The 13,513-nt window shown below is 65.0% G+C and carries 13 protein-coding genes; 7 read left to right on the top strand and 6 right to left on the bottom strand.

What is annotated here, in order from left to right; all coding sequences use genetic code 11:
• Nucleotides 1–510: 510 nt before the first annotated feature.
• From ASF87_RS10295 to ASF87_RS10285, 3 genes are all read right to left on the bottom strand, one after another.
• A complete protein-coding gene (locus ASF87_RS10295; protein WP_162238685.1) occupies nucleotides 511–1,251 on the bottom strand; it encodes an Ig domain-containing protein in 741 nt (246 codons plus the stop codon).
• Between the two features lie 27 nt (nucleotides 1,252–1,278).
• Nucleotides 1,279–1,782, bottom strand: coding sequence for a hypothetical protein (locus ASF87_RS10290; RefSeq protein WP_056375760.1), 504 nt, complete (start codon nucleotides 1,780–1,782; stop codon nucleotides 1,279–1,281).
• A 75-nt stretch (nucleotides 1,783–1,857) separates the two neighbouring features.
• Nucleotides 1,858–2,244 carry a hypothetical protein gene (locus tag ASF87_RS10285; protein ID WP_056375759.1) on the bottom strand — a complete coding sequence of 129 codons (387 nt, stop codon included), beginning with the start codon at nucleotides 2,242–2,244 and terminating at the stop codon, nucleotides 1,858–1,860.
• 946 nt (nucleotides 2,245–3,190) lie between these two features.
• On the opposite strand from ASF87_RS10285, the gene ASF87_RS10280 reads away from it, so the two are divergent.
• From ASF87_RS10280 to ASF87_RS10265, 4 genes are read left to right on the top strand one after another with little or no spacing between them, the layout of a single operon-like run.
• Nucleotides 3,191–3,697, top strand: coding sequence for a TasA family protein (locus tag ASF87_RS10280; protein WP_162238684.1), 507 nt, complete (start codon nucleotides 3,191–3,193; stop codon nucleotides 3,695–3,697).
• A 7-nt stretch (nucleotides 3,698–3,704) separates the two neighbouring features.
• Nucleotides 3,705–4,214 (top strand): hypothetical protein, encoded by a 510-nt coding sequence (locus ASF87_RS10275; protein WP_056375757.1) that lies wholly within the window; start codon nucleotides 3,705–3,707, stop codon nucleotides 4,212–4,214.
• 5 nt (nucleotides 4,215–4,219) lie between these two features.
• Nucleotides 4,220–5,380, top strand: a complete 1,161-nt coding sequence (locus tag ASF87_RS10270; protein WP_157550050.1) for an RCC1 domain-containing protein — start codon at nucleotides 4,220–4,222, stop codon at nucleotides 5,378–5,380.
• Nucleotides 5,377–5,940, top strand: coding sequence for a signal peptidase I (locus tag ASF87_RS10265; protein WP_162238683.1), 564 nt, complete (start codon nucleotides 5,377–5,379; stop codon nucleotides 5,938–5,940). The genes ASF87_RS10270 and ASF87_RS10265 overlap by 4 nt, the downstream gene beginning before the upstream one ends.
• A 953-nt stretch (nucleotides 5,941–6,893) precedes the next feature.
• Here ASF87_RS10265 and ASF87_RS17745 read toward each other — a convergent pair.
• Nucleotides 6,894–7,052, bottom strand: coding sequence for a hypothetical protein (locus ASF87_RS17745; protein ID WP_157550049.1), 159 nt, complete (start codon nucleotides 7,050–7,052; stop codon nucleotides 6,894–6,896).
• Nucleotides 7,053–7,131: 79 nt separating this feature from the next.
• Between ASF87_RS17745 and ASF87_RS10255 the strand changes: the two genes are divergently transcribed.
• The gene (locus ASF87_RS10255) at nucleotides 7,132–9,471 is read left to right on the top strand and encodes an arylsulfatase (RefSeq protein ID WP_235558922.1); all 2,340 of its coding nucleotides are present in this window, start codon (nucleotides 7,132–7,134) and stop codon (nucleotides 9,469–9,471) included.
• A gap of 31 nt (nucleotides 9,472–9,502) precedes the next feature.
• Nucleotides 9,503–10,375, top strand: a complete 873-nt coding sequence (locus tag ASF87_RS10250) for a formylglycine-generating enzyme family protein (RefSeq protein ID WP_082508829.1) — start codon at nucleotides 9,503–9,505, stop codon at nucleotides 10,373–10,375.
• A gap of 230 nt (nucleotides 10,376–10,605) precedes the next feature.
• Here the strand turns inward: ASF87_RS10250 and ASF87_RS10245 are convergent, their stop codons facing one another.
• Together ASF87_RS10245 and ASF87_RS17740 are read right to left on the bottom strand one after the other, a co-directional pair.
• A complete protein-coding gene (locus tag ASF87_RS10245) occupies nucleotides 10,606–11,010 on the bottom strand; it encodes a DUF1801 domain-containing protein (protein WP_056375752.1) in 405 nt (134 codons plus the stop codon).
• A 958-nt stretch (nucleotides 11,011–11,968) separates the two neighbouring features.
• The gene (locus ASF87_RS17740) at nucleotides 11,969–12,379 is read right to left on the bottom strand and encodes a hypothetical protein (protein ID WP_157550048.1); all 411 of its coding nucleotides are present in this window, start codon (nucleotides 12,377–12,379) and stop codon (nucleotides 11,969–11,971) included.
• Nucleotides 12,380–12,987: 608 nt separating this feature from the next.
• Between ASF87_RS17740 and ASF87_RS10235 the strand changes: the two genes are divergently transcribed.
• A complete protein-coding gene (locus ASF87_RS10235) occupies nucleotides 12,988–13,509 on the top strand; it encodes a hypothetical protein (protein ID WP_157550047.1) in 522 nt (173 codons plus the stop codon).
• Nucleotides 13,510–13,513: the final 4 nt, after the last annotated feature.

Below are 13,513 nucleotides of genomic sequence, written 5' to 3'. Positions count from 1 at the left end.
TCTGAAGGTGCGGGAGGATGACTGTGCGCGGACCACGAGAGTATCGCTGCAAACCCGCCGGAATGTGCCAAGTCCGCACGAATCATCCAGGATGCAGTAGCCGCGCCACACGATGAACGCACCCGAGCTGGGTCTGGGGCCAGGGGCCTTTCGCGCGCTGAGGCGCCCCGACTTGCGCTTGCGGCAAGCGCACGTCACGCGACGTTCTTCACCATCGCCGATAGAAGCCCGGCCTGCTACAGCGGGTGTTATGTTGCGCCGTCCGCACCGTGGGACCGTACCCAATAGGCACTGCCATGCAGTTCGCTGCAGCGTACGGCACGAAACGTCGCCATTCCGGAATCGAAAACATCTCACCACTCGAGCTGAGGAGACTCATCACGCCGCAATCGCGGCATGATTCCACGCTTGCGTCTGAGAAGAGACTGCGACCTCGGCGGCGTCTCTCTCAGTGAAAGAACGCGGGGAAGGGGGTGGACGTGTGAAACGCCCACCCCCTTCCCGCGTACTCTAGGCGCGGCGCCGCACGCGCAGCATCGCGAGGAGCGTGCCCATGCCGACAGCGGCGATACCGATGCCGGCCGGGATGAGAAGGCCAGCGATATCTACTCCTGTGCTCGCCAGCGCCCCCTCCTCAGCGCCCGACTCCGGTGCGGGACTCGGGTCGACCACACCCGACTCAGGCTCAGGCTCAGGCTCAGGTGCAGGACCGGGTTCGACGTGGTTGTCCGGCGCTATGCCGAAGTTGATTCGGGTCTCACCGTTCTCGAAAACCACACCGGGCTGAGCGACGGCAATCAGTTCACCATCCTCTTCCACCCAGGTGACGTACTCCGTGTCGGCGGGGGGCACCCATGTGGAATTGTCGGGCCCAACAGGGTCATCGACGGGCGGTGCCGACGGAACACCGACGACGAGTGGTGCGACGGTGAGCGTGTACGCGCCAGTGGTCGTGACACCGGCGGCATCCGCGATCTCGACGCTTAACGGGAAAGAACCGGTCTGAGTGGTGGTTCCGGAGATGCGCCCCGTGCTCGGGTCGAGCGAAAGGCCCTCGGGAAGCGTGCCCGACAGGACATACGAGACAGGCACGTACAGGTCACCCGCCCCCGCGTCGGAGTACTGCAGTTCTACGAAGTCAAGCGCGACATGATCGAATGCTCCTACCGCGAGAGCTGCGCTGTCGACCTGATCAACCTCCACAACGGGGAAGAAGGTCCTGCCTGTCGCGCTCTTTCCGCCGCTGGACACCCGCCAGTCGTAGGAGGCGTAGATGTCCTACTCGGCTTCATACGGGAACCAGAGGGACGCCTTCAGCTGATCCGCCGAGCGCATCTGGTCTCTCGGAAACGTGATGGAACCCGCGTCGGGCGTCACACCGTCCGCAAAGGTTGCAGTACCGCCAGCCCACGGGGTTACGCGGTCCAGAGGATCGACGGTGGTGGGTGCCGCGTCGGCCGACAGCAGGATCAGCTCGTCGCTGATATGCCGCTGGCTACTCGCGACAAGTTGGGTGATCTGGTCGGGAAGCCCAGAGAAGTCGTTGATGGTGTTGCTAGAGATACTGATTGTCGCATACGACTGCCGGGGCAGAGCCGCGAGGTCACCCCCGTCCAGGATGTTCGTCGTCGCGTACAACTCGTTCAACGCAGTAAGAGACGAGATTCCGACCAGTTCATCTTGCCCGCCGAAAGGGATTGACAGCTGCCGAAGGCCGCCAAGTAGCGCCAGCCCCTGGATCTCAGGCCGCTGGATACGGGGCGCACGGTCGGCCGGGAGCACTGCTAGATGGGTGAGTGTGTCAGCCGCGCCCGCGAGCTGGGCGAGATCGATGACCGCTGGGGCACTGAGGTACTTCTAAATGCTGAAGCGCTTCAGGCTAGGCATCTCGGCGACAGACGTGAGGTCTCCGAGGTGGAGGCTCGATGTAAAGTTGACACCCTCAACGTTCTCAAGGTGCTGCATTCCTTCCAGGTCGCTGATTGGCGCGTACGCCGCGTCGCACACCAGACCGGCGACCCCAGTCGTGAGACCGTTGAGTTCCGCCACGGTGATGGGGATGTCCGCCGCGCGGCCGAGCCCGACGACGTTCAGGCAGGCCTGCAGGTTGACATCTGGAACCACATTCACATCGCCGGGGGCAGCGGCAGCCGGACCGGGCATCAGCACGATGGCTGATGTCGCGACGATCCCGGTCGCGAGGACGGCGGCTGTTTTGCGCCGACGTCGGATTTTGACGGACATGAAACTCCTTGGTGGTCAGTTTGAGCGTCGGTTCGAGGCCGGCAGCTCGGGGCGGCAGACGACCCGCTAAAGCGGGCCCCTGCCGTCGGCTAAGGGCTGATTCTTTGATTCACTGTCGAGTGGGCGCGCCTGGAAGCGCGGGAGGCGGCTTTGGTGCAGCTGAGCACGCCTCAACTGCACCCCCAGCCCCGTGAAGACCGGTTGTATAGACACGCCCAGTCAGCCCGGCACTCCAGCACGTTCACTCCGGTGCGTCGCCTCAGAATCGGTGGGACAACGTAGAAGAATTTAGGGTGAGACACGAACCCGCCGCCGCAGAACGGGTCACGATCAGTACCACGCCGCCCTTCCTCGCGTGCACGGCACTCGAGGTACCGTGACCTCGTTACCCATCTTCGGTACGCATACGCCAGGGAGTAAGTGCCCGAGCTCGGTACCAACAGCCAAGACGCGTTGCACTTTTCGCGCAAGCACATCCCCGCAGCCTCATCCCTCATCCGTTGTTGACGAGGCCCGCCGCGCGGTTCTGAACGCCGCAGACGGGCGATGACGGCGCGTTGCGTCTCCGGTATCGGGATCGTTGTGAGACCAGGTGTCATTTTCTGCGTGCGCGGGGCCGGACGGTACGTGTACGAAAGTCGGGTTCGCGGACGAACGGTACGAGTGGTGGAACGCCCGGGTTCGGCTCCCTCTGGCAATGTGTGCGAGCCCGAGCAGGACCGTCGGCGAGTTCGCCGTTGCGTGTGGCGCGGGAGGGATTCGCCGGCACGATAGCGGGGTGCGGGGCCTCATGCGTTGTGGATGATCTTGTCGCCGTTGCTGGACGCGTACCTGCGTCACGCAGATGATGGGCGCATCGAGTCCCCGGGGAGTTCCGGGTAAAGGAGAGGGTTCTGCCATGCGTGTGTCACTGTCACCCCGAGTAAAAATCGTCGCCGCGTCCGGGGTGCTCCTCGTTGCCGCCGCCGGCATCACCCTCGCCGCGTTCACCGATAGCGGGGACGTGCAGACCACCTACGCGACGGGCACGCTGGACTTGAAGTTTGACGACGCCCAAGACGGCAATCCCTCCCCGTACCTGGTCGATTTCAGTGCAGGCTTCGACAACATGGCCCCCGGTGACACGGTGACGCGAGAGGTGTTGGTGTACAACTCCGGCACGGTGGACGCGCTCGTAGACATGACCGCCCCGCAGATCACGAATGCGGCGGGTTCCCCCGCCTCCGCTGTGGAGAATGCACTGACGCTCACCATCTCGGACACCGCAACATCCACGGTGTTGTACACGGGCCCACTCGTAGCGGCCGAGCTCACGGGTGTGGACATCGACTCCGGCGGCTCCGCGAACGGGGCGACGTTGCTGTTTGATGTGACTTTGGATGCGGCAGCGACCGTCGATGTCGCCGGGCAGTCCATCTCGGTGGTGTTCCCTTTCACCGCGACACAGAGCTGAGCGCCCGATGCCCGCCGTCGCGCCCTCAAACCTCGATTGGATCCCACCGAGCATCACAGTCACTGATCTGAAGCCCGGCGACAGCATCACCACGACGTTTTCTTTGCACAACACGAACCCAGTGCCTATCGAGCTTCGCGCCGTGGAGTTCCGCGACGGTGACCTGTTCGCGGGCCCCACGCCCCTGACCGTTGACATCACCTTGTCTATGGATGACACCTGCCCCCTGAACCAGGACGCGATCCCACCAGGCGCGACGGTGAACCTGACCATGACCGCAGCTCTTCCTGCAGAGGCCGGAAACGAGTACCAGGGCCTCGAGGGGACGGCGACCGTCGCCGCGACCGCGACCGAAGCCTCCGTCTGCGAAACCTCGAGCGCGGGCCTCGGACACGGACTCGCGTCCACCGGCGGCGCTGCCGATCCTACGATCACCGTGCTCGTGGCCGGCACGCTGATCGCCGCTGGCGTGATGCTCGCCCGAAGAGCGCGTAAACGCGGAAGGCAGGCACAGTGAACCGCATGGGACGCAGCGCGCTCACCCTGGCCGCGGCCGCGATGGTGTGCGGGGTACTGGTCGGATCAGTGTCTTCGACCGAGGCTGCCTTCACAGACCCTGGCTCCGTGGATGCATCGTTCATGACCGTGCAGCCAGTCATTCTCGACTTCGTGGACCTCGCCGCGGGAGAAGATTACTCGCTGGGGTGGACATCCGACGGGCAGCTGTTCTCCTGGGGTTTCAACGACCGCGGTCAGCTCGGCACGGGCGATACACAGGAACGCACGATCCCCTCTCAAGTGCTCTTCCCCGACCCGGTGATCATCGCCGACGCCGACGCTGGCATCAACACGTCCATCGCTCTCACCTCCGTCGGGGAGGTGTACACGTGGGGGAACTCCGACATTGGCGGCAACACGAACAGCCCCCAGAAGGTAACAGCGCTCGTGGGGCAGACCGTCGTGGGTGTGGCCTCCGGCGGCTATTTCTACCTGGCGTGGACTTCTGACGGGAAGCTCTACTCCTGGGGGACCCCCGGTGGAGGTCGGCTCGGGCGAGGCGGATCCGCCGACACACCAGAATTGGTCACCGCACAGGGCACGGCGTCGGGGTTTGTCACAACCGCGGACGCTGGCCGTTTCTACGGCACCGCGGTCCTCGATGACGGCACGCGGGTGACCGCATGGGGACAGGACCATGGCAGCGCCTCCGGCGTGACCACCACTGGACTGCCGTCCGGGACGGTCGTCTCTGGCCTGTCCGCCGGGAACAATTTCACCTTCGCCTGGTCCGATGGAGGAGCGCTCTTCGCCGAGACGTCCGGCATGTACACCCAACCCACCGCCCCCGCTGGATACGTAGGGGCTCAGGTCAGCATCCAAGCATTCGGTGGCAGTTCCTTCTACACATGGCGAGACACCGGCGAGTTGTTCGCGTGGGGGGAGAACTCGGAGGGACAGCTCGGACTCGGGGACAATACCGACAAGCCCTCCCCTGCCCCCGTGATCCTCCCCGCGGGCGCTACCATCCGCGGAGTCGCGGCCGGCGGAGACCACGCCCTCATCACCGCCGACGGCGGGGCATACTCAGCAGCTGGGTCCAACGACGCAGGACAACTAGGCTCAGGCACCCTCACCCCGCGCAACACATTCAGCACGCCGGTGATCGTGAAACGATGGCCATGAGCACCGGTTCCGGACGCCCCGCACGCCTCGCTCTTGCCGCACGCTGCTTGCTGAACGTGGCAGCCGTACTCGGGGTCGTGTGCGTCGTCGCTGCCGCTGTTCTCTGGAGTGTCGGTGGACGAGTGATCATTTTTTCCTCCGGGTCGATGGCCCCGGCCATACCCGCCGGGTCTGCTGCCATCACCACCCCCACCCCCGCGGACAGCATCGCGGGTGGAGACGTTATTACTGTGCGGCGCGACGACGGAAGGCTCGTCACCCACCGGGTGCAGGAAGTCACCTCACAGCGGAGCGTCACGTTCGTCACGCTCCGCGGTGACGCGAACGCCGTCGACGACCCTCACCCGTACGCGCTGCAGGGACCGGTGCAGCGCGTCGTGTGGAGCGTGCCGGGCATCGGCAGGTTGATGGCGGTCATGCAGTCTCCATGGTTGCTAGCACCGTTCGTCGCGCTACTGATTCTCGTGTTGATCCCCACGCGGCGACCGGTGCCCCCTCCGATTAGTGGCGCAGGAGGACCGGACGCCTCCGCTGCATCCGACTCCTCCGACGTGCCCTAAATGGGTCGGCGGTTCGGCTCCCCACTGATCATGGCGAGACGTCGCGCGACGAAACACTGGGACCGCTTCCTCCGCGGGCGCTGAGCTCTCACAGCAGAGCGTTCCAAGCTGTTTGTGACGCCGCCGCGAAAGCTCCCGCGGTCGCGCTAAGCCGCGGCGGACAGCACGTAGAGCCACCGGAGAATCAGCGTCTCTGTCGCTGCCGACACTGCCTTCCCCCGTCTCCGGTACCGAATGTGAGCGGGACGAGCATTCTCCCGACGGCCCCGGCGTAGCGTCGATTATCCCCGCACCCGAGGACCCATGATGATCGCGCACCGCTCCCGTCGTAACCGAACGACGTCCACTCCCATTCGCCCGCAAGACGTTATCGTCACCGGATGTGGGCGGGTATACGCGTTCCCCGCTGACACCCCTCAATTCGCGCGACCTGCCGGCCCCGGTCATCATGCATACCGGATCGGATATATCGAACCAAGCGAGGGAGCGTGGCTGGCGCGAGACTTCGGGAACTGGGCGCTCGGCACACCGTCACCGTCCCGCATGGAAGCCCTGAACAGAGTCCTGCGCGCCGCCGGGCACCATCTCACCCCGGCAGTCTGGCCAGAGCCGGAGCTGGCAGGGAGGACGGTCCCTGTGCCCCGCTCGCTTGCCTTGGAGTATGGGCACGTCTTCGTAGACGCACTCGGGCTGGTGTTCCTCGGAAAACAGGGACGTGGAGGCCACGCCCATCTGAGGCGCCGTCTCCACCTGGGGGCGGTGTGGGCTACCGCCGGGCGCTTCGCGGCCCTCCCGCACCTCGCGTCGAGTTCCGCGATGACGACCTACACGACCCGGCGAGCGGCCATCCGCTCTCTCATCCCCCCGGCCCCGGAGTCCCCGTCAGCTAAGGACTCTCCAGCCAGAGTTAGAAAGAGGACTTACCCGTCTTCGTTACCCTCGGACGACTCGACTTAGGAGGTGACGCCCTCATACTCGGCGATCACCTGCACGCTCTCGCCCGGTTCGAAGCCACTCTCGACGCCGCCTTCGGCGACGACTGCCGGCGGGACGGACTCCTCGGCATGAGCGGCTGTGCGAGGGCAAGTAGTGGTGGCCTCGTCCGGTCTCATCCTCCGGTGGTGAAATTCCTGGCGCATTGCCGGAAGGCACTGGCAGGCTGGTGTGCACGCGGCCGCCCCGGCTGCAGATGTGGAGATCTTCATGACTGGGACACGGCTGTCCGGCACCCCCCTGATCGGCGGGGAGAGCCTGCCGTTCGCACCGACACCCAGCGGGAGCACGGCTGGGATCACCATGCAAGACTCCACCTACTCGCCCCGGCCGCGACCTTCGCTCCTACCGGACGATGCACCCAACATCCTCGTCGTCCTCATTGACGACGCCGGTCCGGGACTACCTGCACCGCTCGGCGGCGAGGTGGCGACCCCGAACCTGGGTCGGATCCTCCAAGAAGGTGTGTCATTCAACCGGTTCCACACCACTGCCATGTGTTCCCCGACCAGGGCCTCACTGCTGACCGGACGGAACCAGCACCGGGTCGGTGCCGGGCAGATCGCCGAATTCGCCAACGACTGGGACGGGTACTCGGGACGCATCCCCCGGGAGGCTGCGCCACTTCCGGAAATCCTCCGCCACTACGGGTACGCGACCAGCGCGTTCGGAAAATGGCACAACACGCCCAGCAACGAAACCCACCCGGCCGGCCCCTATGACAACTGGCCCACCGGACTGGGTTTTGAGTACTTCTACGGTTTCCTCGCCGGGGAAGCGTCCCAGTACGAGCCGAACTTGGTGCGCAACACCACCAGCGTCCTACCCCCACGCACCCCGGAAGAGGGGTATCACCTGTCCGAGGACCTCGCCGACGACGCCATCGCCTGGCTCCATCAGCACAAGACGCTCCGCGCGAAGGACCCGTTCTTTATGTACTGGGCCAGTGGCGCGATCCACGGCCCCCACCACGTGGCCTCCGAATGGGCAGACAAGTACGCTGGCCAATTCGACGACGGGTGGGACGCGTACCGGGAACGCGCGCACGCGCGGGCCATCGAATGCGGCTGGATCCCCGCAGGCACAGCACTCACCCCTCGCGACCCGGAGCTGGCGGCCTGGGAGGACATCCCTGAGGAGGAGCGTGCGTTCCAAGCCCGACTGATGGAAGTCGCTGCCGGGTTCGCCGAGCACGTCGACCATCAGGTCGGCCGGATCCTCGACGAGCTCGACACGCTCGGGTACACGAATGACACGCTCGTGTTCTACATCTGGGGAGACAACGGTTCCTCCGCCGAAGGCCAGAACGGCACGATCAGCGAACTGCTCGCCCAGAACGGCATCCCCTCCACCATCGCCCAGCACATCGACACGCTTGAGGAACTCGGCGGACTGCCGGTGCTGGGGTCCCCGAAGGTGGACAATATGTACCACGCCGGGTGGGCGTGGGCAGGGTCGACCCCTTACAAAGGGATGAAGCTGCTCGCATCCCACCTGGGCGGCACCCGCAACCCGCTCGCGATCCGTTGGCCGTCCCGCATCACCCCTGACGCTCGGCCACGCACCCAGTTCCACCATTGCAACGACATCGTCCCCACCATCCTCGACATCACGGGAATACCCGCGCCCGCTCAGGTGAACGGGGTGCCGCAGAAATCGCTGGACGGCACCAGCATGGTCTACGCGCTCGAGGACCCCGACGCGACAGGGCGCGTGCGTACCCAATACTTCGAGGTGATGGGAAGTCGCGCGATCTACCACGACGGGTGGATGGCGTGCGCGCGGGGACCGCGCCTGCCGTGGAAGCCGGGTCTCCCCCCGGGGATCCACACCTGGACCCCGAACGAGGACGTGTGGGAACTGTACAACCTCGACACCGACTGGTCCCAAGCCCACGACCTCGCCACCGTCCACCCGGAGCGTCTCACTGCCCTGAAGGAACTGTTCCTGGTCGAGTCGGCTCGCAACGATGTGCTCCCCGTCGGCGGAGGGCTGTGGATCATGGCACTGCACCCCGAAGACCGCCCCCAATCTCCGTATACCGAGTGGGAGATGTTCGACAGCACCACCCGCATCCCCGAATCCGCTGCCCCCACTCTGGGCAACCGCAGCAGCGTCGTCACGTTCGACGTCGACATCGAGCACGACGCGTCCGGGGTGCTGTTCAAGCTCGGCCAGGCGGCGGGCGGCATGACGGTGTACATGGATGAGGGTCGAGTCCACTACGAATACAACCTGTTCCTCATCTCCCGCACTCACATCAGTACGCCTCCCCTCCCCGGCGGCCCGGCCACGATCACGATCCGTTCCACACGCCGCACCGCCGCACCGGACTCGGCGATGGATATCACCATTGAGGTCAACGGGAAGAAAGTCGCGGAGGGGACAGTCCCTCTCCTCGCGAACATCGGGTTCTCCGCCAACGATGGATTGGACATCGGACGGGCATTGGGGTCGCCGGTGTCGCTCGCGTACGCCGACCGGGCCCCGTTCCCGTTCACTGGCCAGATCCGCCGCGTGCACATGGCCTATGTCTGACGCTGGTACTGCGCCACACGTGCGTCGCGACATGGTGACGATCCCGGCAGCTCACTTCGTGATGGGCTCCAACCGTCACTACCTTGACGAACGTCCCGCGCACCTCCGGCACGTGGAAGCCTTTCACCTCGACCGCACCCCAGTGACGAACGCACAGTTCGCAGCATTCGTCACCGCGACCGGGTACGTGACGGTCGCAGAACGCCCTGTCCCCGCGCACCTCACCGGCGGCGACAAGGACCTACCACCTGGCAGCATGGTGTTCACCGCACCGGAACGGCCTGTCGATCTGTCCGATTGGCGAGCGTGGTGGTCCTGGGTTCCGGGCGCCACCTGGGCACACCCGGAAGGCCCCGGCAGTGACCTGAACGGACGCTCGACTCATCCCGTCGTGCACGTCGCATTCGAGGACGCCGCAGCGTACGCGGCGTGGGTGGGCTGTCGGCTTCCCACCGAAGCGGAATTCGAATACGCCGCCGGCGGCGGCACCGGTCGCGCGTTCGCCTGGGGCGACGACCCCTACCCCGCCGACGGGCCACGAGCGAACACATGGATCGGACGGTTCCCACACGACAACCAGGGCATCGGGGGAACCAGCCCGGTCGGCGCCTACCCGGCGAACGCGGATGGCCTCTTCGACATGATCGGGAACGTGTGGGAATGGACGACCGACGCCTACCGTCCTTTTCATCAGCCTCCGCACGTCGACCCGGACGGACGCCCCCCGCTCCTCACAGTCGGTGACGGCGGCACTGCCCCGCCACGCCGCGTCCTGAAAGGTGGGTCGTTCCTCTGTTCACCGGACTACTGCCTTCGATTCCGTCCCGCCGCCCGGTCCCCGCAGACCGACGACACCGCAATGTCCCACATCGGATTCCGCTGTGCGGCAGACACCCCCAAATAACAGCAAGCAGGGACGCATCCGGTGCGGGCTTTCAAGGGCCCCACCTCGTCGAGGCGTCACCGGTCTCCGATCCCGCTGTCCCCGATCACACGTACGGCAGTTCAGACTCTCGACAGCGTGCTGTCGCGACTCAGTGACGGCCCGCGCGTCACCGAGAAGGTCCCCGCGATGGCGTCGTCCGCCCGCGGCTCGCGAGGAAGCAGTCGAAGATCGTCCACCATGGATCGCGCTCAGCCCGGTGAAGTGAATCCGAGCGCCAAACGGCGTTCCTCAAGACCGGCCGCGATCAGTGCCTTTACTGGTTTGCTGCGTGCCACGACGACAGAGCGGACCTTAATATGCCGCAGCCTCTTGCCACTGCCTTCTAGCATGCCGTAAGGATCGGGGAGCCTCGCCCCGAAGTAGAACCCCAGGTTTACGTAGTGTGCGTGCGGCATGACGTACACATGACAGTCGCTCATCTTCTTCGGGCCGACCCCGTACGAGGCGGCACCCTCACCGAGCCTCACAACCTCGACCGCGCCCGGCAGACCCTCGAGAATCACCTCACGCAGATTACGCGCTACGGAAACCACATTGGAGGACTCCACCTCACGCATCAGGTCGTCGAAAGACCCCACCCGTCCCGCGCCCATACCGCTGCCTTTCGCTCTGCTCCCCGCCCTACGGCCGAATCGTAGCCCCACCGCATCCAGGGCACCCGCCACTCATGATGCTCCGAGCTCCATGGCGGGCGGGCGCGCGTCGTGGGTGTCTTTGCCCGCCACACGGTACCCATCCGAGCCGATACGAAGGTGGGGTTGCGTGCCCAACCAGCGAGCTGCCGCGCGTGGATCAGCAACGTGTGGTGCGCGGGCCGACTTTGTCCTGTCGCGGGACGCGACAACGGTGAAGACGGGAGAGGCCCGGTAGCCGTGGGGGCCCCGGGCCTCTCACCGATGAGACCTGGGGAATCTCAGCGCGACATCTCATCGCACACCTCACGTTACGATTCACCGCCTCTCGACTCCTACTGAAGCACGCCTGTTTCACCAATCACGGATGAATCTTGACGGGCACCAGTGCCGCACGGCTGGCTGCTGCCGAGCGAGCGCCGACGCAAAACAGTCCACACCCAGCACGGCGCACTTCGACAGCCATGTCTTCCTCGGTCACGGCAAGGTCACTTTCGGGACTCGCAGTTGGTGTTCGCTTTTCGGTTACAGCACGGACGTCGACCTACGCTCGGACGCACGCTAGGCCATGAACGCCGGCGCCCGCGACCATAGGACAACGCATCATTCACCGTCTGTTTCGATAGACCTCCTCCGTGTTTGTCCATGCGGGCCTGCAGGATTCGGGGGGTTTCCCTGTAGATGCGTGCGATTGAGCGTCGACCTGAAAACAGAGATACCGGCGCCATATCGTCACAAACAGCACACACGCGATGGTCACGCTGCACACAACAAAAAGCTCGAAATCCGGCGTCTGCAGCTCGCAGCGCGTTATCCACAGCCAGCCGCCCACTAAGAGCGACCGACGTCCACCCCACGAGCGCACCTACGCTAAGGAGCGTCGTCTACTGATTCCGTCGTACACGTTCAGCAGGCAAAGTCACCGCTCTTCGTTCGGAGCGACGACGGCTAGCGCCTCGTCTACGTAGCGTCGAAACACCTGTAGTGCGGCCGGTTCGAGCTCAGCTAGGTGTTCGAAGTGACCCTCGCTGGCAACCAACTCCGGGTAGCCCCACGCTGCGTCCAGGCGCCCCAGGTCCGCACGCGTGGCGAAATGCCAGCCTTCCGGGATAGCTAAGGTCTCCGATGCGAACATTGCTGCGGGCGCCAGTATTGGCAACTCATCATCATCTACTGTCAACAGATTCAGTCGAGATGAAAAGAGCAGCATTCCTACGACCGGATATTCCCGCCCTATCGTCAATGGATAAATCGACTGGTATTCCGCAGGCACGAGCAGCTGAGCCGCGTCGAGCTTGGAGGGAGAATTTTCTACGCACTTGATCTTCATCGCTAGTTCACAAACTGGAATCATCAACGGCACCCACGGGGCGCTGGGCGTGCGCCGTAGCGCACGGGGAGCCAGCCGAGACGTGCGGGCACGCAGAAATCCACCCACTCCCACTCCTCCATCTGCCGTCGCCGCCGTCGCCGGGGCGCTCCCGCGGCATAGGAGACGTTAGGGATTCACCATCGAATCGTGGGGGTTTCGCGTCCTATTGCAGTGGCAACCACGCGTAGTTAGGTACACCCTCACCCCGATACCCGTAGTGAGGCAGCGCGGGGGCGCTCACCACGTAGTCCCTGCGGTGCACCACCTTCCCCGAGAAAAGCGAGCACGCGCACGGCTTCCGCTCCTTGTGGGGTCCTTCTGTGGCCCGGGGTGACCAGAGACACCCACATGACGCATCACGGCCGGGCGCCCCGCCGCATCTGCCCCGAGCCTCCTCGACCGGTGGACCGCCGTCCCCGGCACATGAAGCGAACGTTGCGGGGGTGATTGGCGTGCGCGTGTCATCATGCGCGTACTGGCGGCTCGTGCGCACTGGCGGCTCGGGTACCGCGTGCATCCGCCGGTAGCCGCCCACTGCAACGACACCGGCGCTCTACACTGACCACATGGCTGAACCGCACAGTACGCATGACCGGGTTCTGCGGGTGCACCGCGCGCTTCGGCCGGGGTTCGGGACAGAAGCGGCCGTGTCCGGCACCATCATGGTCAGCGGACTCATCGCTGTGTCAGCCCCGAACGGAAAATCGTCCGTCGCCGTCCTCCTCACGGTGGCGGTGACAGTCATCGTGTTCTGGGCGGCGCACCTCTATGCCGGATCGGTCGCGCTACTGGGGGCGCACCGCACTATCGGCGTGCGTGACGCGATCCGCAAGGCGCTACCCTCGTCCCTGGGAGTACTGGGGTCCTCCGCGATCCCGACACTGATCCTTCTCGCCGGAACAACCCGACTGATTCCCGACGAGATTGCCAACGACATCGCCTTATGGTCGGGCACGCTCATCCTCGGGTTCCTCGGCTATGTCGCGTTCCTTCGACGCGGCAGCACAGGACTGGGGCGCATCGTCGGGGCGCTCACGACCGCGTCGTTCGGGATTGTCTTCGTAATCCTCAACGCACTCCTGCACTGACCGC

It is taken from the genome of Microbacterium sp. Leaf161, from assembly GCF_001423645.1.
Classification (GTDB): Bacteria; Actinomycetota; Actinomycetes; order Actinomycetales; family Microbacteriaceae; genus Microbacterium; species Microbacterium forte.
This window is presented reverse-complemented; position numbering and strand designations above follow the sequence as displayed.